A 22667-nucleotide genomic window follows, 5' to 3' on the forward strand; every position below is an offset into this window, starting at 1 on the left:
CCTAAGCGGCCGCTCCTCAGAAGACGAAAATCAGCGCAGCAGCGCCCTCGCCTCCTCGATTCCAAGCGCCGCCGGTTGCGTGCAGGTCGTGGTCAGGTCGATGAAGCGCCCCTCCTCGCCGGACTTGAGGATCGAGGTCATCACGTCGACGCCATGCAGCGTCCGCTCCAGCGAGCAGCGGGCATCGCGGCCTTCGATGATCGCCATGGCCATGTCGGCAAGGCCTGCCGTCCGATAGTTGGCGCGCGGACCCTGCGGATGCTCCTGGTTCTCGATGCCAAACGGGTGATCCCAGGGCTCCAGCGGCTGGATATCCTTGTTGCGCCCGCTCGCTTCCACCTTGCCGCCGAAGAAGTTCGGATCCGGCACGAAGATCGAACCTTCCGTGCCGTAGAGCTCCATGTTGGAGTGCCGGTGCGACCACACATCCCAGCTTGCTGAGAGCGTGATCGTTGCGCCGTTCACGAATTCCAGGAGAGCGTGGATGTTCGTCGGCGTTTCCACGGGAATGACTTGCCCGTTCAGCGGTTCGCTTGTGACGAGGCGGGTCGGGCTCGCCATGGAAGTCAGTGCCGCCACCCGCTTCACGGGGCCGAGGAAATTGATGAGGTTGGCGATGTAGTAGGGTCCGAGGTCGAGGATCGGCCCACCACCTTCCAGGAAAAAGAAGCCGGGGTTCGGGTGCCACATCTCCATGCCGGGGCTCATCACATGGCAGGTGCCGGAAGTGATGCGGCCAACACGACCTTCATCGATATGCTTGCGGGCTAGCTGGTGGGCGCCGCCGAGGAAGGTATCCGGCGCGCAGCCGACCGACAGACCCTTTTCCTGGGCCAGCGCCTGCAGCGCCTTGCCCTCCTCCAGCGTGATGACCAGCGGCTTTTCCGAATAAACGTGCTTGCCCGCCTCCAGGATCGCCTTCGAAACGGCAAAGTGTGCTGCAGGGATGGTGAGGTTGACGACAACATCCACCTCCTCATTGGCAAGAAGGTCGCTGATCGACTGCGCCTTCACGCCATATTCCTCGGCCCGCGTTTCGGCCGCCTTCTCGTTGAGGTCTGCGCAGGCGACGACTTTCAATCCCTTGAAGAGCGGCGCCAGTCGAAAATAGGTCGTGGAAATATTGCCGCATCCGATGATGCCGACGCCAAGTTCCTTGGACATGAAAAACTCCGGAGAATGCAGGATTAATAGGCGCGGAAGGACTGGATCGAGCGCGTCAGCAGCCGGTCGAGGTCCTTCGGGTTGTCGTGTTCGAGCACGTAATGCTTGGCGGGCGTCGCACGGAGCGCCTGGAGCAGGTCCTTCCAGGCAACGGTGCCGTGGCCAACATCGGCCCAGCCATCCTCGTCAAGGTTTTCGCCGGCCGGCGCGATGTCCTTCACATGCACGGCGGTGATGCGATCCTTGTACTTCTCGATAAAGGCGAAGGGGTCAGCACCGCCGCGGATCACCCAGGCAACGTCCATCTCCCATTTCAGGTCCGGCCCACCGGCAAAGACATGGTCCTGCGGCACCGAGCCGTCCGGCAGTTGCTTGAACTCGAAATCATGGTTGTGCCATCCGAAGGTGTAGCCGGCATCAACGTAACGCTTGCTAACCTCCTGCAGGCGTTTGCCAAAAGCCTCCCAGCCTGCGGCGTCTGTCGGCCGGGCATCCGGCGCCAGATGCGGGCAATAGATCCCCTCGACACCGAGTGTCCTCGCGATCAGCAGAGCCTGCTCCGGCTCCTTTTCCAGAAGGTCGAAGCCGAAATGGCCGGTCGGCATAGTCAGGCCGTTGGAATCGAGATCTCCGCGCAGCGTCTTCAGCGAAAGCTCGTCCATCGTGGCGTAGATCCCGCCATACCCTTCCACCTCGGCGTAACCGGCGGCGGCGACCTTCTTGAGGACGTCGGGAAGCGGCGGGAAGTTGCGGGCGCAATAAAGTTGGAAACCGAGTTTCGTCATGATGGTCCTCCCAAGGAAAGGTCAGCCTGCCGCCTGGCAGGAATAAAGGTCATAGATGCGGAATTGCGGAAGCGTTTCCGCGGCATCGGCGGGGGTAAAGCGGATGAGGCGGCTTTCGCCTGCAGCGAGATTGAAGGCGTTGTCGGAGTAACGACCGGGGACATCGGTCTCGACGAGAACGAACAACGCCAGGCCCTGCGCCTTCACGAGCACGTCGAAGCCGCCGCCTTCGCCGGGCGAGACGGAAAGCTCCAGACCCGACGGTTCAAGCTCAAGCGCTTTGTAGGTGCCGCGAACGTAGTGTCCGTCGCCGCCCATGCCGTTGGAAGCGGTGAAGCTCCAGGCGAGCAGCGCCTGCTCGGGAACACGGCTCGCCGGCAGGCTCAAGGCGATAACGGCAGCATCCGGCGTGACGGCGATTTGCGCTGTTTCCAGTGACTGCCGCTCCCCCACCACTGTCAGGAGCGAAAGGTTCAGCGTCACCGTCACATTGTCTGCCGTGTCATTGACGACGAAGAAGCGGATCTCGCTGCGATCTTCGGACGGGATGGCCATGACCGACACCGGCTGGAAGAAACGACGGGCATGGTAGTGCAGCACCTTCCAGCCGCCGCCGTAATCGAGGCTCGACCAGGAGGCGACCGGCCAGGTATCGTTGAGCTGCCAGTAAAGCGTGCCCATGCAATGCGGCTTCAGCGACCGCCAATAGTCGACGGCCGTCCTGATCGCCACCGCCTGCTGCACCTGGGTGAGATAAACGAAATTCGGGAAGTCCTTCGGGAAACGGAAGTTGCGGAACATCGTCCCGGCGATCCGCTCGTTGCCGCCGGCATTCTTCTGGTGATGCTCCATCACCGGCGAGGCGATGTTCATGTCCTTCGGCTCGGCATAGGTCTGGATGACCGGAAGCGAGGTATAGGACTGGAAGCCGAATTCCGAGCAGAAGCGCGGCCGCACGGACCGGTAATCATCGAACGGCTTGTTCTCGTGCCAGACGGACCAGTAGTGCATGTCGCCGGAGCCGTCGGCGTGCCAGGCGTCACCGTAGTCCAGATACCCGGCGGCGGGGCTCGACGGCCACCAGATGGCATCGGGCGCCGCCTTGGCGAGCGCCTGTTCGATTACCCGGTTCAGCCGGTCGTAGGAGACGAGGTATCGGTCGCGGTTCTCAAGCGACTCCTTGAACCATTTCAGCGCGCCCACAAGCTCGTTGTCGCCGCACCAGAGGACGATCGACGGATGCGAGACGAGCCGCCGGACCTGATAGTCCACCTCCTCGGCGACCTCTGCGAGGAAATCCGGGGTGGAGGGGTAAAGGTTGCAGGCGAACTGGAAGTCCTGCCAGACCATCAGTCCAAGCCGGTCGCAGCTCTCGTAAAACCAGTCCTGTTCGTAGAAGCCGCCGCCCCAGACGCGGATCATGTTCATGTTGGCATCGACCGCCGAACGCAGCAGATCCTCGGTCTTCTCGGCGCTCGTCAGCGAAAAAAGCGCGTCCGCCGGAATCCAGTTCGCTCCGCGGCAGAAGATCTCGCGCCCGTTGATGCGGAATGCAAACCGGCTGCCCGCCTCATCCGGATCGGTCAGCAGTTCGACAGTCCGAAGGCCAATCTGCCGCGCCACCGTCTCGGAAGGTGTCTCGACGCTCAGTTCGTAGAGCAGCTGCTCGCCGCTTCCCGCCGGCCACCAGAGCTTCGGGTTGTCGATATGGAAGACATGAGAGATGGTGGTCTCGCCTTTGCCGACGCCGCAATCGAGGCGCACCCGCTCCTCGCCGAGCGACAGATGCAGCGCCAGGAAGCCCTGATCCTGTGCATGGAGCGTGACCGAAACCGTGACGTCGACGGAACCATCATCCTGATGCTTCTGCGTTGTGACGACATGCTCGATGCGCGCCGTCTGCAGTTTCTTCAGCGAGATCTCGCCATAGAGCCCGAGGGGCGCCAGCGCGATATTCCAGTCCCAGCCGAAATCGCATTGCGGCTTGCGCAACATGTTGCCGTTCGGGATCGGGCAGTTCGCGGTTGAATAAGGAATGTAGAAGGGCTGTCGCGCCTGTCGCTTGGCGGCCTCGGCTACGCTGGAATGGAACACGATGCGGATCGTGTTGTCGCCGGGCTTCACAGCCTTCGTCACATCCGGGCGATAACGGCGGAAGCAATTGTCGGCTTCCAGCACCGGCACGCCGTTCACCAAGATCGTCGCCACGGTGTCGAGATAGGTAATGTCGAGATACCAGCTGCCATCGACGTCTTCGAGCGTGAATTGCCGCTCCACCACCCAGTCCTCATGCGCCACCCATTGCACGAGGTTCTCGTTGCGGCCGAAGTAAGGATCCGGAATGATCCCCGCCGCTTTCAACGCGCTATGCACGTCACCGGGAATTGTAATATCGGCGCGGCGTGATCCATCGGCGGTTGCCAGCCGCCAGGATCCCGCAAGATCAATTGCTGTCATCTGGAGCGACCGGTCATCAGAGACGTTCTTCGGTCTGCGCGTCAAACAGCGAGGCCATACTCATATCGAAGGCAAGCCGTACCTTGGAGCCAACCGCGTAACGCCGTGCGCCACCGATACGAACCGACATGACATGGCCGGCATGCTTCAGCCACAGCAGATTGTCGGCCCCCATGGGTTCCTCGATATCGACGATCGCCTCATGCACTTCGCCGCCCTGAATGTCGCTATCGACCTTGATGTGCTCCGGACGCGCACCGAGCGTTACCTTGCGCCCCGGCGTCAGCGGTTCGGAGGCCTCGTAACCGTCGAGCGAGAAGCTGACGCCATTGGTGCGGAACACCGTCTTGCCGCCCTCTTCCGCCAGTTCGCCGGGCAGGAAGTTCATCGAGGGCGAACCGATGAAGCCCGCGACAAACTGGTTCCTCGGCCGGTTGTAGATGGTCACCGGATCATCGAGCTGCTGGATAACGCCGCTCTTCATGATGGCGATGCGGTCAGCGAGCGTCAGTGCCTCGATCTGGTCGTGCGTCACGTAGATCATCGTGTTCTTGAGCGACTGGTGCAGCCGCTTGAGCTCGACGCGCAGTTCCGAACGCAGCTTAGCATCAAGGTTTGACAGCGGTTCATCGAACAGGAAGACATCGACGTCGCGCACCAGCGCACGCCCGATCGCCACGCGCTGGCGCTGGCCACCGGAAAGCTCGGCAGGCTTTCGCTTCAACAACGGCTCGATCTGCAGGATGCCGGCAGCACGTGCAACACGCTTGTTGATCTCGTCCTTCGGCACCTTGGCGACCCGAAGCCCGAAGGACAGGTTCTTCTCCACCGACATCTGCGGGTAAAGCGCATAGGACTGGAAGACCATGCCGATGCCGCGATCCTTCGGCTCTTCCCAAGTGACGTTGCGGTCCTTGATGAAGATCTGCCCGTCGGTCGGCTCCAGCAGCCCCGCAATGCAGTTCAAGAGCGTGGACTTGCCGCAACCGGAGGAGCCCAGCAGCACCAGGAACTCGCCGTCACGAATATCGAGGTTGAGGTTTTCGAGAACCTTCACGGATCCGAAAGCGAGGGACAGGTCGCGGATGGAGACGCTGTTCTTCTTGATGGACACGACGTCGTGCATCAGGCTTATCCTTTAACTGCGCCGGCGGCGATGCCGCGAACGAAAAGCCGGCCGGAAACGAAATAGACGATCAGGGGAACCGCTCCGGTCAGAAGCGTTGCAGCCATGTTGACGTTGTATTCCTTCACGCCCTGGACGGAGTTGACGATGTTGTTGAGCTGTACGGTCATCGGATAGACATCCGGTCGGGTGAACACGACGCCGAACAGGAAGTCGTTCCAGATGCCGGTGACCTGCAGGATCATCGCCACGACGAAGATCGGCAGCGCCATCGGCAGCATGATCCGGAAATAGATCTGCCAGAAGCCGGCGCCATCGATGCGGGCCGCCTTGAACAGTTCCACCGGCAGCGAAGCAAAGTAGTTGCGAAACAGCAGCGTCAGGATCGGCATGCCGAAGATCGTATGAACGATGACGAGGCCAGTCAGCGTACCGTAGACGCCGATTTCGCGCAGCGCGATGACCACCGGATAGAGCATCACCTGATAAGGAATGAAGGCGCCGATGATCAGGATCGAGAAGAACAGCTCAGATCCCTTGAAGCGCCAATTGGCAAGCGCGTAGCCGCTGACGGAGGCCACCGCGATCGACACCACCACGGATGGGATCAGGATCCGCACCGAGTTCCAGAAGCCGCGCGAAAGGCCGTCGCAGTTGAGGCCCGTGCAGGCCTCCGCCCAGGCCTTCACCCATGGCTCGAAGGTGATCTCCATCGGTGGCGAGAAGATGTTGCCCATCCGAACTTCCGGCATGCCTTTGAGCGATGTCACGACCATGACGTAGAGCGGCAACAGGTAATAGAGTGCGGCAACGATCAGCGTGCCGTAGAGCATGATGTTGCGGGGCGAAAAGGTGCGCCTCGGCTTGCGACCGCGCGGACCGGTGGCGACCTGGTCGGAGACGGCGTCGAAACCGGCGGCGGCCGTGTTGAGGGTCGAGATGTTAGCCACGCTTTTTCCCTCCGAACTCGAGATAGGCCCACGGAATGATGATGATGGCGACCGTCAGCAGCATCATCGTCGATGCGGCAAAGCCCTGGCCAAGGTTCTGGGCCTGGAACATGTAGTCGTAGACATACTTGGCGGGCACTTCCGATGCCGTGCCGGGACCGCCGCTCGTCTGCGCAACAACGAGGTCATAGACCTTGACGATGCCGCTCGCGATGATGACCAGCGTGGTGATGAAGACCGGCCGCATCATCGGAATGACGATGAAGAGATAGGTGCGCCACATGGGGATGCCGTCGACGCGCGCGGCTTTCCAGATGTCCTCGTCGATGCCGCGTAGCCCTGCGAGCATCAGACACATCACGAGCCCGGTACCCTGCCACAGCCCGGCAATCAGGATGCCGTAGATGACGATGTCGGCATTGTAGAGCGGGTCGAAGGTGAAGCTTGTCCAGCCGAGTGATCGCACGATGCCCTGGATGCCGAACTCCGGATTGAGGATCCACTGCCAGACAAGGCCGGTGACGATGAAGGACAGCGCGAACGGATAAAGGAAGATGGTGCGGAAGGCGTTCTCAAACCGGATCTTCTGGTCCATCAGCGCGGCCAGCACGAAGCCGATGACCATGCTGAAGATCAACGAAAGAATGCCGTAGATTGCCAAGTTCTGGATCGAGATGATCCAGCGGGACGACGCCCAGAGCCGCTCGAACTGGTCGAAGCCAACGAAGGTGGCGCGCGGCAACAGCCTTGAACTGGTGAAGGAATAAACGACGGTCCAGATGGACCCTCCGAGAAAGATCCCGAGTGCGATCAGGATCATCGGGATGGAAGCAATCTTGGCAGTCAGATTGCGGAAAAGCTGGTTGGGGCGCTTGGCATGCGCGTGAGCTGTCATGTCTCAATTCTCCTCGAACGCGGCAAGATTGCCCGGATCTGCCGCGGCAAACGGCCGGCGCACCGACTGCAGCCAATTCCAACGGCCGGCGCCCACGCGGGGACGCCGGCCGTGCGGTCGCTTGGGGATCAGTCAGCCGAAGAGATGATTTCGACGAAACGCTTCTGAGCTGCCTCCGGCGTCATCGACGCGCTGGAGAAGAACTCGGTCATCAGGTCCTGCTTCTGGCTCTGCGAGTCAGGCGACAGAAGCTGGTCGGTGCTGGTGAGCGCATTGCCCTTGGCAACGATCTCCAGACCCTTCTTCATGCAGTCGTTGGCGGTTCCGAGGTCAATGTCGCCACGGATCGGCAGCGAGCCCTTCTTGAGGTTGAAGGCGACCTGCGTTTCCGGCGCGACGAGCACTTCGGCCAGCGCATCCTGCGCCTTGGACGCTTCTTCGTTCTTCAGAACCGGGAAGTAGAAGGCGTCACCGCCAGTGGTGATGTACTGGCTGACGCCAAGACCCGGAAGGCAGGAATAGTCCTTGCCGGCGACCTTGCCGGCGATCTGGAATTCACCCTGCGCCCAGTCGCCCATGACCTGGCCGGCGGCCTTGCCGGTGATGACCATGTTGGTTGCCTGGTTCCAGTCCTGGACATTGGTGCCCATGGAAAGTTCGCGGGCCTGGGCCGCAGCCTCGAAAACCTTGGCAACTTCGGGACCGGCAGCAGCCTCTGCGTCCTTCTTGACGTAGACGGCTTCATGCAGTTCCTTGCCGCCGAGCGCCAGCAAGAGCGTATCGAACAGGCCGTTCGCCTGCCACGCCTGGCCGCCGAGCGCCAGCGGATGGATGCCCGCTTCCTTCAGCTTCGGACCCGCCGCGACGAACTCGTTCCAGTCCTTCGGCACCGGCACGCCGGCCTTTTCGAAAGCTTCGTTGTTCAGCCACAGCCACTGCCATGAGTGGATGTTGACCGGAACGCAATAGATCTTGCCGTCGATGGTGCAGCTGTCGAGCAGGCTCGAGGGCTTGATGACTTCTTTCCAGTTGCCCTTTTCGGCCACGGCCGTGAGGTCGCGCATCAGGCCCGCTTCAACCAGTTCCTGTGCCTGGCGTCCGTGGTTGAACTGGGTGGCGCCCATCGGGTCACCGCCGGTGATGCGGCTGATCATGATCGGGCGAGCGGTGCTGCCGCCGCCGGCGATTGCGCCATCGACCCACTTGTTGCCGCTGGCGTCGAACTTCGTCGCCAGTTCCTTCACGGCAGCAGCCTCGCCGCCGGATGTCCACCAATGGGTTACTTCGAGGTCGGTCGCTTGGGCGACGCCCAATGGCAGCACGACGGTTGCGGCAAGCACGGCCGCCATTGCACGGAAATTCATGAGTCTCCTCCCTCACTGAAACGTTGCAGTAAGAAGGCTAGGGCAAAACGGACGATCCGGCAACTGCTTTTCTTTCGACTTTCGTCTAGCGACACAGAAACACAACCTGGGTTTGTGTAGCCACGGCACTGGAGCCTCACTGTCAGGCTCGGCCTCCATGCCGCTTTGGCTATTTTCCACACATCCCCTTTACCCAAGGCCCACCTCAACTTTGTGCGGGCGCAAAATTTTGTTTCGCACCTGCGTTGTAGAATCTTACGTTTGTAAACGAACCCATCGGCTCAAAAAGCTGTCCTGAAACCACCTGCATCGTTACAGGAAAAGATGCAGACCATGATGTACACCCCCGGTAAAAAGGGTGTATGGCTGTTTTGGCCAAGATAGATTCCTGCTTCGGCGCGACGGTGATGATGGACGACTTAGGAAGATCAAAAGCAGGCGTAACGCCGGCGGCCCTGAACGAACGGCCGACGCTGAAGACGATCGCCTACATGACCGGGCTCGGCATCACGACTGTCTCCCGAGCCCTGAAAGATGCGCCGGATATTGGCGCCGAAACCAAGGAACGCGTGCGGCTGATTGCCCAGCAGCTCGGCTACCAGCCGAACCGCGCCGGTGTGCGCCTGCGCACCGGAAAGACCAATGTCATCGCGCTGGTCTTGAGCATCGACGACGAGATCCTGGGCTTCACCAGCCACATCGTCCGCGGCATCACCGAGGTTCTTGCCGGCACGCCCTACCACCTCGTTGTCACGCCGCATTCCTTCGAAAAGGATGCGATGATCCCGGTCCGCTATATCCTCGACACCGGTTCGGCCGATGGCGTGATCATCTCGCGCATCGAGCCTGAAGACCCGCGTGTGCGACTTATGTTTGAGCGCAAGCTTCCCTTCGTCACCCATGGACGCAGCGACATGGGCATCGTCCACCCATTCCATGACTACGACAACGAAGCTTACACCTATCAGGCGGTCGAGAAGCTCGTGCAGAAGGGTCGCAGGCGCATCGCCCTCCTTTCACCTCAGAGCCGTTTCTCGTTTTATGTGCACAGCCGCGTCGGCTTCGAGCGTGGTCTTGCTGATTTCGGCGCTCATGAGGTGTCGATGGGCCGCATCACCAGCGAAACACCGCTGACCGAGGTTCGCGCCTATGTCGAGCGGATGATGCGCTCGTCGGATCCGCCGGACGGAATCATTTCCGTCAGCGGCTCCTCCTCGATAGCGATGATGGCTGGAATCGAAGCGGCAGGAAAAAGGCTCGGGGTCGATGTGGACCTTGTATCCAAGCAGGCGACCGATATCCTGAACTGGATCCGCCCGGAGATCTACACGGCCTATGAAGACATTCGCCAGGCAGGCCGGGAACTCGCAAAAGCCCTGATCGCCAGCATCAATGGCGCCGATCCAGCCTCGCTGCAAAGCGTTGCCCAGCCTGTCTGGCCGCAGCGCCGCAACACCTGACGTCGCGTCGTCAGTCTTCGCGGATGTCTTCTTCCAGATGCGACGGCTTGAAGTTCTTCATCACCCGCAGCGTGAGGAAGGTGACAAAGGAAAGCACGACGGCGGTATCATAGGCACCAAGCCCGACCGCAGTTCCGATCGCACCGGTTGCCCAGAGGCTTGCCGCCGTTGCCGTGCCGCGCACGCTGTTTTTCACCACAAGAATGGCGCCACCGCCGATGAAGCCCATGCCGGTGATCAGCCCTTCCACGATGCGGGCAGTCGCCTCGGGCTCGCTCATGGTGATGCGCTCGGCAGCCTGGACAAAGCCGCACGTGGCGATTGCCACCAAGGGAAAGGTGCGCAGGCCGGCGCTACGTTCGTTGCGCTCGCGGTCCCAGCCGATCGGGAGCGCCAATGCGTAGGCGACAAGCAATGCCGTCAAATGGGGAATGATGTCGAAGTTGATGCCGAGCGAATTCAGCCATTCAACCACGTAACGCTCCTGGCTTCTTCACGACAATGCCAACCCGACGGCAACCATGTCACCGTCGTCCCGGCACGGCTGAGACCGGCAACCTCGAAACCTGATCAATTCAACTCGGCACTCTTCAGCGCCGCTTCAAACTTTACCCGCGCCTCATCCGGCGTCACCCGGCCATCAAGTGCTGCAAGAATGGCATCATAGGCGCTGGCAAAATGGGCGTCCTTGCGGTCGGGCCACTTGGACCGGGCAAACTGGTGGGCCTGGAATGGACTGAAAATCAGGTCGTCCCCAGCCCGAACCGGATGGTCCCAAAGCTTATTCTGCATGTCCGCCTCCCTACGTATGCAAAACCAGTTAGAGCGCTGGCGAATGAAAGCCAGAGGCAAAGGTTACTCTGCGGCCGCATCTTTAGCAATGTCGCATGTGCGCATGTGCTTTTGCACGCCCGCCAAGGGCTTCCGTCACTCTTCAGCGCAAGCCGTTTCGTCGTCACGGCTCCAGGCAGCAAGCTCGTCCAGAAGTTCCAGCAATTCACCAAGCCGAGCCTTGCCGAACTTCTCCTCGAGCGCATCATAGATCGCTTGGCTGTCGGGCAGCACATCCTTGATGATGGCTTCCCCGGCGGGCGCAAGCGTCAGAAGCACGCGTCGCCCGTCGCTGCTGTCCTTGTGCTTGGAGATGAAGTTCCGCTCCTCAAGCGAGCGGATCATCCGCGTCAGGCTCGGCGCCAGGATAAATGCGCGCTCGGCCACTTCGGAGGCGTCGAGCGTCCCGGCCTCCTTCAGGACCCGGATCACCCGCCATTGCTGCTCGGTGACGCCATGCGCGGCAAGCATAGGCCGGAAGTGGCTCATAACCGCTTCGCGGGCTCGAAGCAGCGCGATCGGCAGGGAATAGCGCACCGCACGCGGGCCCGTTCCAGCCCCGTGTCCGACTTCATCCCTGCTGCTGTCGTTTCCGTCCGACATCGTTTGTCTACCAACTCCTCGCCACCGGATTACATCGGCCATTTGCGGGGCAACGACAAGACGGATAAGTTTCGCGCGCCGTTCAAGCCTGTTTTTCCGTGCGACGCGCGCGCCATTCGCCCGGCGGTTCGCCAACCCGCTTGCGGAAGAAACGCGAGAAATAGGCCGGGTCGTGGAAGCCGAGCTCGAAGGTGATGTCCTCGACCGACCGCACCGTGAACAGCAGCAGGCGTTTGGCCTCCAGCAACCGGCGATCATCGATGAAAGATTTCACCGACTGCCCGTAAGCCTGGTGGCAAGCCTTGGCCAGCAGGTGCGGCGTCGTCCCCAGCGTCTCGAGGTAACGATCAAGCGGCCAGTTGTCGCGAAAATGCACGTCGACGAGCGATTTCAGCTTCCGGGCGAGGTCGAGATCCGGCGTCGGCTTTTCCGTGCTCCCCCTCGCAAGCCGCGCAATGTCATTGGCAGCAACCGCGATCAGTGCAGGCAGTGACGCGCTGTAACCTTCGCGGTATTCCACCTGCAAGCGCTGGACCGTCGCCCGCAACCGGTCCCAGAGCGGGCTGCCTTTTTGCCGCGACTCGAACAGCGGGCGCTCGAAGTCGAGCGCTGCCAAGGGCTTCACCAGCGGCAGCGCGCTATCGGCAACTGAAACCACGATCGCATCCGTCGTTTCCGGCTCGATATTGAAGCCATGAACGGTACCGCTTGGCATGAAGCTCACCGCCGGCGCTTCGAATTGGATCACCTGGTCCTCGATGAAATACGCCCCGCTGCCGGAGGTCCAGAAGGTGATCTGCGCCATCTGGCCGTGCTTGTGGGCGGCCACCTTGCCGAAATGCACCTGCCGGCGCGCCATCACCGTCTCGACATGGATGAAACCGACGTCGAGCGGTCGGTCCGGCTCGCCGTAGACAAAGAAGCTTGGCACGGACTGCAGGGTGGTCGGCATGAAAAAGTACAACCGATTTCGCTTGGCTGTACATAGCCCCTTCCCAGCCTCCGTTCTAGCCTGTGCTTGATCTGGGAGGATTAGCGATGAAAACCGAGGACTTTCGCGCCGATAAAAGCCGTCCGCTGACGGGTGCCGAATATATCGCCTCGCTGCGGGACGGCCGCGAAGTGTACATCAACGGCGAACGCGTCAGCGACGTCACCACCCATCCGGCGATGCGCAATTCCGTCCGGTCGCTGGCGCGGCTTTACGATGCGCTGCATGACGAAAAGACCAAGGACATCCTGACCTCGCCGACCGACACCGGCTCCGGCGGTTACACCCACAAATACTTTCGCGTCGCGCGCTCGGCGCAGGATCTTGTCGCGCAAAAGGAGGCCATCGCCCATTGGGCGCGCATGTCCTACGGCTGGATGGGCCGCACCGCCGACTACAAGGCGGCCCTGATGAACACGCTCGGCGCCAATGCCGATTGGTACGGTCCGTTCAAGGACAACGCGCTCGCATGGCACAAGCGCGCGCAGGAAAACGTGCTGTTCATGAACCACGCGATCGTCAACCCGCCGATCGACCGCCACAAGCCTGCGGACGCGGTGAAGGACGTCTTCGTCCATATCACCCGCGAGACCGATGCCGGCATCTATGTCTCGGGCGCCAAGGTCGTCGCGACCTCCTCGGCGCTGACGCACTACAACTTCCTCGCCCAGGGCTCGGCAACGGTGACGGAGGACCCGTCGCTGTCGGTCATGTTCATCGTTCCGATGAATGCCCCCGGCATCAAGATGTTCTGCCGCGTTTCCTATGAACAGGCGGCCAATACGCTCGGCCACCCGTTCGATTACCCGCTGTCATCACGCTTTGATGAAAACGACGCGATCCTCGTGCTCGATGATGTCTTCGTACCTTGGGAGGATGTCCTTGTGCTGCGGGATGCTGGCAAGATCCTCTCTTTCCATCCGGCCTCCGGCTTCATGCACGGTTATTGTTTCCAGGGCTGCATCCGCTTCGGCGTGAAGCTGGATTTCCTGGCGGGCCTGCTTGCCAAGGCGCTGCGCGCCACCGGCGGCGACGCCTTTCGCGGCAACCAGGCGATGCTTGGCGAAGTCATCGCCATCCGGCACCAGTTCTGGTCCTTCGCCAATGCCATGGCCTATAACCCGATCCCCTGGGCGAGCGGCGCGGTGCTGCCAAACCTGGAAGCCGCACTGTCCTACCGCACCTTCATGTCGGACGCCTATCCGCGCGTCATCGACATCATCCGCCGCACCGTCGCGTCAGGCCTCATCTACCTTCCCTCCTCCGCCAGGGATTTCGCCAACCCCGCGATCGACCGCTACCTTGCGCAATATGTGCGCGGTTCGAACGACATGAGCCATGTCGAGCGCATCAAGATCATGAAGCTGTTGTGGGACGCGACCGGTACCGAATTTGGCGGGCGCCATGCGCTCTACGAATTGAACTATGCCGGTGCGCCGGAGGAAGTTCGTCTGCAGGTGCTGAAAGGCGCCGAGCGCGGCGGCCGCCTGAAGGAAATGGAAGCGCTCGTCGACCAATGCATGTCCGACTATGACGAGAATGGCTGGACGAGTGACACCTGGCTTCCGCCGCTCAACAATGACACAGGCCTTTCCACGGCAGCCGAATAACGAGGGAAGCCATGCCAGGACAGGTCTCCCAAACCGAATTTCGAAACGCCATGGCGCGGGTTTGCGCACCGGTCAACGTGGTCACCACCAACGGAGCGGCAGGGCGCGGCGGCTTCACGGCAACTGCCATGTGTTCGGTAACGGATGACCCGCCGACACTGCTTGTTTGCATGAACAGCCGCTCGGCGCAGACACAGTTGTTTCTCGAGAACCGCCGCTTCTGCGTCAACGTGCTGACCGGCGAGCACAAGGATCTTGCTGCCGTTTTCGCCGGGCGCGAGGCCAACATGGCGGCTCGTTATGCCGCCGCCGACTGGATTGACCTGCGGTCCGGCAGCCAGGCGCTCGCGGATGCGATCGTTTCCTTCGATTGCTCGCTGACGCAGGCAAACCTCGTCGGCACGCATCACATCCTGATCGGTGAAGTCGCCGAGATCCGCAGCCGCAAGGACGGACATGCGCTGCTCTATTTTGACCGCAACTATGTCCATGTGCCGACCCAGATCGGCAGCTTCGGCGGCTAGCCTGATGCTGTTGACACCGGCCGGAACATATTTAACATGATAATTATAGCGAAAGCGACTTGAGCTCGGCAGGGAGGAAACGTGCCACACTTGACGCTTGAATATTCCGCGAACCTCAATGGTCGGGTCGACTTCGAAACACTCTGCGCGCGGGTGCTCGATACCATCCTTGCCACGGGTCTGTTTGAAGTCGGCGCCGTGCGTGTCCGCGCCATCCGCTGCGAGGCTTATGCGGTCGCAGACAATCTTCCCGAAAACGCCTTTGTCGACCTGTCCTTCCGCATCGGCGTGGGCCGAAGCCTGGATGAGAAGAAGCGCGCTGGCGAGCAGATCTTCACGGTGGTGGCGGAGGAGTTGTCGGAACTGTTCAAGACACCGCACTTCGCTCTGTCGATGGAGATCCGCGAGATCGACCCGGACCTCAGCTGGAAGAAGAACGCCATCCACCCGCGCTTGCGCCAAGCGAGCGCATGATCCGGCCTCAGGCCGCTGTTGCAATGAGCGGGAGACGACATGTCCAGGCTTGATGAAAACCTTGTAAAGGCGCAGGGCTACCTCGGACGCTTTGCCGAACGCGGCGTGATGAACCACATCAACGGCGAAGCAGTTGCTGCCCTCGACGGCACGACCTTCGAGACAATCTCCCCGGTCGATCTGAAGCCGCTGGCGAAGGTGGCGCATGGCAAGGCGGCCGACATCGACCGGGCAGCACAAGCGGCGCGCGAGGCCTTTCCCGCCTGGGCGGCAATCAGCGGCGAACAGCGCAAGAAGCTTCTCCACAAAATTGCCGATGCGATCGAAGCCCGCGCCGAGGAAATCGCTTTCGTGGAATGCATGGACACCGGCCAGGCGCTGAAGTTTATGGCCAAGGCTGCCCTGCGTGGGGCCGAAAACTTCCGCTTCTTCGCCGACCGCGCCCCGGAAGCGCGCGATGGCAAGAACCTGAGGACGCAGGGGCAGGTCAACCTGACGACGCGGGTGCCGATTGGGCCGGTCGGCATCATCACGCCGTGGAATACACCCTTCATGCTCTCCACCTGGAAGATCGCGCCGGCGCTCGCAGCCGGCTGCACGATCGTCCATAAGCCGGCCGAATTTTCACCGCTCACGGCGCGACTGCTGATCGAGATCGCCGAAGAAGCAGGCCTGCCGAAGGGTGTGTGGAATCTCGTCAACGGCTTCGGCGAAGAGGCTGGCAAGGCACTGACCGAACATCCCGCCATCAAGGCCATTGGCTTTGTCGGCGAGAGCCGCACCGGCTCGGCGATCATGAGACAGGGTGCCGATACGCTGAAACGCGTGCATTTCGAGCTCGGCGGCAAGAACCCGGTCATCGTGTTTGCCGATGCGGACCTTGAGCGCGCGGCCGATGCCGCCGTCTTCATGATCTACTCGCTGAATGGCGAGCGCTGTACCTCTTCCTCACGGCTTCTCGTCGAAGAAAGCGTCTATGACAGGTTCACCCGCCTGGTGGCCGAGAAGGCAAATCGTATCGAGGTCGGTCACCCGCTCGACCCGGAAACCGTCGTTGGCCCTCTCGTGCATCCGGTGCATGAGAAGAAGGTCCTCGACTATATCGAGATCGGTAAATCCGAAGGCGCGACGGTTGCCGCGGGTGGCACCAGGTTCGATGGACCCGGTGGCGGCTGCTATGTCTCCCCCACGCTCTTCACCGGCGCGACAAACGCGATGCGGATTGCGCAGGAGGAGATTTTCGGGCCAGTCCTCACTGCGATCCCCTTCAAGGATGAAGCCGAAGCACTCAGCATCGCCAACGACATCCAGTACGGCCTCACCGGTTACCTCTGGACATCGGACGTCACCCGCGCCTTCCGCTTTACCGATGCGCTTGATGCCGGAATGATCTGGGTGAACTCGGAAAATATCCGGCATTTGCCGACACCGTTTGGTGGCACGAAGAGCTCCGGCATCGGCCGCGATGGCGGCGACTGGTCGTTTGACTTCTACATGGAAACAAAGAACGTCGCCTTTGCGACGAGCGCACACGCCATCCCGAAGCTGGGTGGCTGATCGTCGGCGGGAGGGCCGAGATCGTGTGCGAATGACGTCTGAGGAGGAACAATGCCGCTTCCCAAGCCTAATCTTTATCCGCCTTTCAACATCGTCCGCCTCAGCCATGTCGAGTTCTGCGTTACCGACCTTGCCAGGTCGCGTGCCTTTTATGTCGACACGCTCGGCCTTCAGGTCACCGACGAAACTGCTGACACCATCTACCTGCGGGCCATGGAAGAGCGTGGCCACCATTGCATGGTGCTGAAACAGGCCACAGAGCCGCGGGCGGGCGAGCTCGGCTTCAAGGTTTTCGATGAGGAGGACCTTGAAAAGGCCGCGCATTTCTTCAAGGGCAAGGGGCTTCCGGTGGAATGGGTGGAGCGTCCCTTCCAGGGTCGCACCTTCAGGACGCGCGATCCGCATGGCGTGCCGCTGGAATTCTACAGCAATATGGACCGGCTCCCGCCCATCCACCAGAAATACGCGCTCTACAAAGGCGTGAAGCCGCTTCGCATCGACCACTTCAACTGCTTTTCACCCAATGTCGATGAAAGCGTCGCCTTCTACAACGAGATCGGTTTTCGCGTTACCGAATATACCGCCGACGAAGAAACCGGCCGCCTGTGGGCGGCCTGGACACACCGCAAGGGCGGCGTCCACGACATCGCCTTCACCAATGGTCGGGGACCCCGGCTGCACCACACTGCCTTCTGGGTGCCGACGCCGCTCAACATCATTGACCTGCTAGACCTGATGGCAACCACCGGCTGGGTAAAGAACATCGAGCGCGGCCCCGGCCGCCACGGCATCTCCAACGCCTTCTTCCTTTATATCCTCGACCCGGACGACCACCGCATCGAGATCTACTGCTCCGATTACCAGACAGTTGATCCGGACCTCGAGCCGATCAAATGGGACCTGAAGGATCCGCAGCGGCAGACGCTGTGGGGCTCACCGGCACCGCGGTCATGGTTCGAGCACGGCAGCACGTTCGACGGCGCGACGATCCGCGAGCCGGACCTGAAGGCACAGCCTATCATTGCGCCATGAGGAGCCCAAGATGACGCGTGCACGACTGGTGAGTTACAGCCGCGACGGAAAGAGCGGTTACGGGCTGCTCCTTGAGACCGGCATCGTTGATCTCTCCATCCGGCATCGGGAATGGCCGACGCTACGCGAGGTGATCGAGGCTGGCGCGCTGAAGCGACTGGTCGACGAGGCGCAAGGTCTGCCCGCCGATTTTGCTGAAGCCGAGATCACCTACGAGATCCCGATACCCGCGCCCGAAAAGATCATCTGCGTCGGCGTAAACTTCCCCGACCGCAACGAGGAGTACAAGGACGGCCAGGCGGCTCCGCCGAATCCGTCGCTCTTCGTCCGTTTTCCGCGCTCCTTTACCGGCCACGGGCAACCGCTGATCCGGCCGCCGGAAAGCAAACAGCTAGATTACGAGGGCGAGATCGCCATCGTCATCGGCAAAGGGGGCCGGCGTATTCCGGAAGCCAATGCCCTCTCCCACATTGCAGCCCTCACCCTCTGCAACGAAGGCACGATCCGCGACTGGGTGCGGCACGCCAAGTTCAACGTGACCCAGGGCAAGAACTTCGATTCCTCCGCCTCCATGGGCCCCTGGCTCATTCCCTATGAGGACGAGGCGCAACTCGCCGACGTTTCGCTCGAAACCCGGGTCAACGGTGAGATCCGTCAGCGGGACCGAACGAGCCGGATGATCTTCTCCTTCCGCAAGATCATCAACTACATCTCCACCTTCACCACCCTTGTTCCCGGCGATGTGATCGTCTGCGGCACGCCGACCGGCGCCGGCGCAAGGTTCGATCCGCCGATCTGGCTGAAACCCGGCGATGTGGTCGAGGTCGAGGCGGAAGGGATCGGCGTCTTGCGCAACGGCGTCGTCGACGAAGAGGTGTGACATGTTGACGAAGGACCAGATCGACGCCGCAGCATCGGCCCTCGATGAGGCCGAACGGACCCGTGTCCAGACCGGGCTCGTGTCCCTGACCTACCCCGACATGACCATGGACGACGCCTACGCGATCCAGGCCGAGTGGGTGCGCCGCAAGTGTGACGCCGGGCGCAAGGTGATCGGCTGGAAGATCGGTCTCACCTCCAAGGCGATGCAGAGCGCGCTCAACATCAACATCCCGGACTCCGGCGTCTTGTTCGACGACATGCTGTTTGAGGACAATGCCACGATCCCCAAGGACCGGTTCATCCAGCCTCGCGTCGAAGCCGAGATCGCCTTCATCATGAAGGCACCGCTGCAGGGGCCAGGGGTGACCGTCTACGACGTGCTCAACGCGACGGACTATGTGACGCCGGCGCTGGAGATCCTCGACACGCGGATCCGGCGGGTTGATCCGGAGACGAAGAAGCCACGCAACATCTTCGACACCATTGCGGACAACGCCGCAAATGCCGGCATCGTCACGGGCGGGCGCGTCATGCGGCCGGACCAGATCGACATGCGCTGGATGGGCGCGATCGTCTCACGCAACGCCGAGGTCGAGGAAACCGGCCTTGGCGCCGGCGTGTTGAACCAGCCGGCGCGCGGTGTCGCCTGGCTTGCCAACCGCCTGGCGCAATATGGCGACCGGATCGAAGCGGGGCAGATCGTTCTTGCCGGCTCCTTCATCCGCCCCATCGAAGCCCACCACGGCGACACGATTGTTGCAGATTTCGGGCCCTACGGTTCCGTGAGCCTGTTCTTCGAGTAGGAGTTGCCACGCCCGCGCCAAAGAACCTCTTCAAGCACGCCCTCGGCCAACCGCGAGCCCCTGCTCGCCGACTTCAAGGCAACCGCGACCAGCATGGGCAAAGCCGAAGGCCAGGTTTATTAGCTGCGCGTCATGCCGAAAGCCGCTGCGGTCCCAAAGGGCCGTAATCGAACTCCGCGGTTGCCGGGCCAAACGTCTTCAGCGTTGCCGGGGCATCGAACGGGTCGAGATGCAGTTCGATGAAGGTCAGCGCATTGCTGACCGCAGCCTTCTCCAGCACTGCCTCGAGCTCACCTTCCGTACGCGCATGCGCGGTGAGGAAGTTGCCCTTCTCGCTGAAGACGCCCGCGAGTTCGGCATATTTCCAGTTCGCGACGTCGTTATACGCCTCCTGCATGCCGAGGATGTAACGCTCGATCGTGTAGCCGCGGTTGTTCAACAGGAAGATGATCGGCTTCAATTCCAGCCGCAGCAACGTGGACAACTCCTGCGCGGTCAGCTGGAATGAACCGTCGCCGATGAACAGAAGGTGGCGACGATCAGGGGCGGCCAGCGCGGTGCCGAGCGTTGCGGGCAGCGTGTAACCGATAGAACCCCAGATATTGGCGCTGATATAAGTCACATCCGGCGCCAGGGCCTGAGACGTCAGCCCGATATTGGACGTCCCGCTTTCAGCGAGCACGGTGTCGCCCGCCTTGATGAAACGTGCCATCCGCTGCCATAGGCGTTCTTGCGTCAGCGGCGCATCGGCTTGCGGCGACCAGGCTTCCTCCTCCAGTCTGCGATGGTTGTCGCCGGCGCGCTCCGGCACCTGTTGCAGCAGGTGTCGCAGCAGTTCCTGCGCATTAACGCCCTCATAGCGCACATTGCCGATCGTAACGCTGTGGCAGGCGAGCATGATGGTGTGGTCCTTCGGCAGCTTCTGCGTGAAGTGCCCGGAATTGACTTCGATGAACCGCGGAGCCGTGGTGATGAGGCAATCGGATCCTTCAACGCAGGCTTTCGCCTCGACGCTCGAACCCTCGCCAAGATAATGACCGACCCAGAGCGGGTGTGTCTCACTGAGGATCGCCTTGCCCGTCGTGAGGCTCGCATAAGGCACCGCCGCCTTTTCCACCAGTTCGGCCATCAGATGGCGCAGTCCAAGGCGATCGGCATCCATGTCGATCAGCAAGGCCGACCGCTTCGCCTGCGACCAGAGCCGTAGCGCATGTTTCACCGCAGCCTCCAGTTGGTGCGGATCGCTCGCAAAGGAAAGATCGAGCGGCGCGTCCGGCGCCTCGACGGTGAGATAGGAAACGTCGGATGGCAGCTGGATGTAGACCGGCTTCTTTTCCCGCAGGCAGGTCGTCAGCACCCGGTCGATCTCGCCCACCGCATTGGCGGGCGTGATCCGCGTCTGCGCCGCGGTAAACTGGCGAAAGCAGATCATCATGTCGTCGTAGTTGCCATCCGCCAAGGTATGGTGCAGCGGCAGGCGCTGTTCCATCGCGTGAAGCGGCGGCGCCCCGGTGATGCAGACGACCGGCACATGTTCGGCAGCGGCGCCGGCCACCCCGCAAATCGCGCTCAACTCGCCCACGCCATAGGTCGTCAGCAGTGCGCCCGCACCTTTCAGCCGGGCATAACCATCGGCGGCATAGGCGGCATTGAGTTCATTGCAGTTGCCGACGAAATGCAGCCCGTCACAGGCCTTCACCTGCTCCAGGAACTGGAGGTTGTAATCTCCCGGCACCCCGAACATATGCTCGATGCCAATCTCGGTCAGGCGCTTCAGGAGAAACTGTCCGATCGTCATCTGCATGATGCACTCCTCCGTGGCTGGGCATCAGGTTCCGGTCTTCATGATGCCTCATCACGGGCGCAAGGGCCTTGCATAATGAGCGCGCTCAGCTCACGATATGCATCATTCGTGCATGAAATGGCGGTATGATGCGATGATTGCCAAGCTTGACCACTATGACCTGAAGCTCTTGAGCGAGTTGCAGAAGGATGGTCGACTAAGCAACTACGACCTCGCCGAGCGCATCGCGTTGTCGCCGTCACAATGTTCGCGCCGCCGCTCCCGGCTGGAGGCGGAAGGCATCATCGAGGGCTACAAGGCGATCGTGAACCGCACCAAGGTCGGTCTAGACCTCCTCGTCGTGGTGTCGGTAACGCTGTCGGCCCAGAACCAGGATGGCGCGCGCCGGTTCGGCACCCTGATCAACGACCTGCCGGAAGTCATCGAGGCCTTCGCGCTGACGGGTGACATGGATTATTACCTCAAGGTGGCGGTGGCAGCCTGAGCGACCTGTCCCGCTTCATCAACGACGTGCTGCTGCCGCACGAGTCGGTCCAGAAGGTCAGGACATCCATCGTTCTGGATGTGCTGAAGCGAGATCTGGGGCTGATGCTGCCGCGTCCTTAGCGCTGTCCATCCCGCTCCAACGCGGTGAGCATCGTCAGCGCGTTCTCAATGGCGGCACCGGAGGCCGTGTTGTCGAACACGCACCAGCTGTTCTTCCCGAGCAGCCCGGCATAATCTCGGATCTCCTCATCGCTGTAGCTGCTGTAATAGATCTTCCGCGCACCGTGCAGGCGAAGATAAGGAACATCGCCGGTGAAGCTCGCGCGCGACCAGACCAGCGCGGGGTCGGCCAGCACCCGGCCGATCTTGTGGTGCTCCAGCAGGGAGAGCGCCTCTTGCGACGCCCAGCTCTTGTGCCGCGCCTCGATGACGATCTGGCCGTCGTGGTGGGCCCGCATCATCTCAAACGAGCGCGTCACTGTGTCCTCATCAAAGGCGAGAGACGGCGGAAGCTGGCAAAGCAGCGGCCCGAGCTTGGGGCCGAGAGGTACGATATCCTCCAAGAACGTGCCGAATGGCTCGGCGATCTCCTCCAGCCGGCGCACATGCGAGATCTCCTTCGGCATCTTCACCGCGAAGCGGAATGCCTCCGGGACCGACTCCGCCCAGCGCGCCAACGTCGCCGGCTTGTGGCGGCGGTAGAAGGTGGTGTTGATCTCCACTCCGCCGAACACGGAGGAATATCGTGACAGCCCGTTTCCCTCCGCCGGAAATTTGTCGGCGACGGTCTTCGGGATCGACCATGCGGCAGTGGCGACGATCGGCAATGCTTCTCCTCCTGTGAACACGGGCGGGGTGCCCGTGCATCA

The 22667-nt window shown here is 61.5% G+C and carries 21 protein-coding genes and 1 pseudogene; 9 read left to right on the forward strand and 13 right to left on the reverse strand.

Annotated features, from left to right (window positions below; translation table 11 throughout):
* Positions 1–30: 30 nt before the first annotated feature.
* The 7 genes from CYG48_RS12285 to CYG48_RS12315 all read right to left on the reverse strand — a co-directional run bounded on the left by CYG48_RS12285 (position 31) and on the right by CYG48_RS12315 (position 8741).
* Positions 31–1164: a Gfo/Idh/MocA family protein gene (locus tag CYG48_RS12285; RefSeq protein ID WP_118850648.1), complete on the reverse strand. Its 1134-nt coding sequence runs from the start codon at positions 1162–1164 to the stop codon at positions 31–33.
* A gap of 23 nt (positions 1165–1187) precedes the next feature.
* The gene (locus tag CYG48_RS12290) at positions 1188–1949 is read right to left on the reverse strand and encodes a sugar phosphate isomerase/epimerase family protein (RefSeq protein WP_118850649.1); all 762 of its coding nucleotides are present in this window, start codon (positions 1947–1949) and stop codon (positions 1188–1190) included.
* Between the two features lie 21 nt (positions 1950–1970).
* Positions 1971–4406 carry a beta-mannosidase gene (locus CYG48_RS12295; protein WP_118850650.1) on the reverse strand — a complete coding sequence of 812 codons (2436 nt, stop codon included), beginning with the start codon at positions 4404–4406 and terminating at the stop codon, positions 1971–1973.
* Positions 4407–4422: 16 nt separating this feature from the next.
* Entirely contained in the window at positions 4423–5532 is a 1110-nt protein-coding gene (locus tag CYG48_RS12300; protein ID WP_118850651.1) for an ABC transporter ATP-binding protein, read from the reverse strand.
* A 5-nt stretch (positions 5533–5537) separates the two neighbouring features.
* Positions 5538–6482: a carbohydrate ABC transporter permease gene (locus tag CYG48_RS12305; RefSeq protein WP_118850652.1), complete on the reverse strand. Its 945-nt coding sequence runs from the start codon at positions 6480–6482 to the stop codon at positions 5538–5540.
* The gene (locus CYG48_RS12310; protein WP_118850653.1) at positions 6475–7377 is read right to left on the reverse strand and encodes a carbohydrate ABC transporter permease; all 903 of its coding nucleotides are present in this window, start codon (positions 7375–7377) and stop codon (positions 6475–6477) included. The genes CYG48_RS12305 and CYG48_RS12310 overlap by 8 nt, the downstream gene beginning before the upstream one ends.
* A 128-nt stretch (positions 7378–7505) precedes the next feature.
* Positions 7506–8741 (reverse strand): ABC transporter substrate-binding protein, encoded by a 1236-nt coding sequence (locus CYG48_RS12315; RefSeq protein WP_118850654.1) that lies wholly within the window; start codon positions 8739–8741, stop codon positions 7506–7508.
* 410 nt (positions 8742–9151) lie between these two features.
* On the opposite strand from CYG48_RS12315, the gene CYG48_RS12320 reads away from it, so the two are divergent.
* Positions 9152–10201, forward strand: coding sequence for a LacI family transcriptional regulator (locus CYG48_RS12320; RefSeq protein ID WP_118851637.1), 1050 nt, complete (start codon positions 9152–9154; stop codon positions 10199–10201).
* A 10-nt stretch (positions 10202–10211) separates the two neighbouring features.
* Here the strand turns inward: CYG48_RS12320 and CYG48_RS12325 are convergent, their stop codons facing one another.
* The 4 genes from CYG48_RS12325 to CYG48_RS12340 form a co-directional block, all read right to left on the reverse strand.
* Complete coding sequence (locus CYG48_RS12325) at positions 10212–10676, reverse strand: MgtC/SapB family protein (protein WP_118850655.1); 465 nt, start codon at positions 10674–10676, stop codon at positions 10212–10214.
* A gap of 95 nt (positions 10677–10771) precedes the next feature.
* Positions 10772–10993, reverse strand: a complete 222-nt coding sequence (locus CYG48_RS12330) for a DUF982 domain-containing protein (protein WP_118850656.1) — start codon at positions 10991–10993, stop codon at positions 10772–10774.
* 135 nt (positions 10994–11128) lie between these two features.
* A complete protein-coding gene (gene hpaR, locus CYG48_RS12335) occupies positions 11129–11635 on the reverse strand; it encodes a homoprotocatechuate degradation operon regulator HpaR (RefSeq protein ID WP_118850657.1) in 507 nt (168 codons plus the stop codon).
* Positions 11636–11717: 82 nt separating this feature from the next.
* Positions 11718–12587, reverse strand: a complete 870-nt coding sequence (locus tag CYG48_RS12340) for a helix-turn-helix domain-containing protein (RefSeq protein WP_118851638.1) — start codon at positions 12585–12587, stop codon at positions 11718–11720.
* Between the two features lie 86 nt (positions 12588–12673).
* Between CYG48_RS12340 and CYG48_RS12345 the strand changes: the two genes are divergently transcribed.
* From CYG48_RS12345 to hpaH, 7 genes are all read left to right on the forward strand, one after another.
* On the forward strand, positions 12674–14236 hold the full coding sequence (locus CYG48_RS12345) for a 4-hydroxyphenylacetate 3-hydroxylase N-terminal domain-containing protein (RefSeq protein WP_118850658.1): 1563 nt from the start codon (positions 12674–12676) through the stop codon (positions 14234–14236).
* Positions 14237–14247: 11 nt separating this feature from the next.
* Positions 14248–14760: a flavin reductase gene (locus CYG48_RS12350; RefSeq protein WP_118850659.1), complete on the forward strand. Its 513-nt coding sequence runs from the start codon at positions 14248–14250 to the stop codon at positions 14758–14760.
* A gap of 81 nt (positions 14761–14841) precedes the next feature.
* Positions 14842–15234: a 5-carboxymethyl-2-hydroxymuconate Delta-isomerase gene (locus CYG48_RS12355; RefSeq protein ID WP_118850660.1), complete on the forward strand. Its 393-nt coding sequence runs from the start codon at positions 14842–14844 to the stop codon at positions 15232–15234.
* A gap of 39 nt (positions 15235–15273) precedes the next feature.
* The gene (hpaE, locus tag CYG48_RS12360; protein ID WP_118850661.1) at positions 15274–16791 is read left to right on the forward strand and encodes a 5-carboxymethyl-2-hydroxymuconate semialdehyde dehydrogenase; all 1518 of its coding nucleotides are present in this window, start codon (positions 15274–15276) and stop codon (positions 16789–16791) included.
* Between the two features lie 51 nt (positions 16792–16842).
* The gene (gene hpaD, locus CYG48_RS12365; RefSeq protein WP_118850662.1) at positions 16843–17823 is read left to right on the forward strand and encodes a 3,4-dihydroxyphenylacetate 2,3-dioxygenase; all 981 of its coding nucleotides are present in this window, start codon (positions 16843–16845) and stop codon (positions 17821–17823) included.
* A 10-nt stretch (positions 17824–17833) separates the two neighbouring features.
* Positions 17834–18703, forward strand: a complete 870-nt coding sequence (locus tag CYG48_RS12370) for a fumarylacetoacetate hydrolase family protein (protein WP_118850663.1) — start codon at positions 17834–17836, stop codon at positions 18701–18703.
* 1 nt (position 18704) lies between these two features.
* Complete coding sequence (hpaH, locus tag CYG48_RS12375) at positions 18705–19508, forward strand: 2-oxo-hept-4-ene-1,7-dioate hydratase (protein WP_118850664.1); 804 nt, start codon at positions 18705–18707, stop codon at positions 19506–19508.
* Between the two features lie 130 nt (positions 19509–19638).
* Here the strand turns inward: hpaH and CYG48_RS12380 are convergent, their stop codons facing one another.
* Entirely contained in the window at positions 19639–21312 is a 1674-nt protein-coding gene (locus CYG48_RS12380; protein WP_118850665.1) for an alpha-keto acid decarboxylase family protein, read from the reverse strand.
* A 133-nt stretch (positions 21313–21445) separates the two neighbouring features.
* Between CYG48_RS12380 and CYG48_RS12385 the strand changes: the two are divergent.
* Positions 21446–21918, forward strand: a pseudogene (locus CYG48_RS12385) (Lrp/AsnC family transcriptional regulator).
* Here CYG48_RS12385 and CYG48_RS12390 read toward each other — a convergent pair.
* Complete coding sequence (locus CYG48_RS12390; RefSeq protein WP_118850666.1) at positions 21915–22625, reverse strand: DUF72 domain-containing protein; 711 nt, start codon at positions 22623–22625, stop codon at positions 21915–21917. The pseudogene CYG48_RS12385 and the gene CYG48_RS12390 sit on opposite strands and share 4 nt — an antisense overlap.
* Positions 22626–22667 lie beyond the last annotated feature (42 nt).

Source organism: Neorhizobium sp. SOG26 (assembly GCF_003491345.1).
Classification (GTDB): Bacteria; Pseudomonadota; Alphaproteobacteria; order Rhizobiales; family Rhizobiaceae; genus Neorhizobium; species Neorhizobium turbinariae.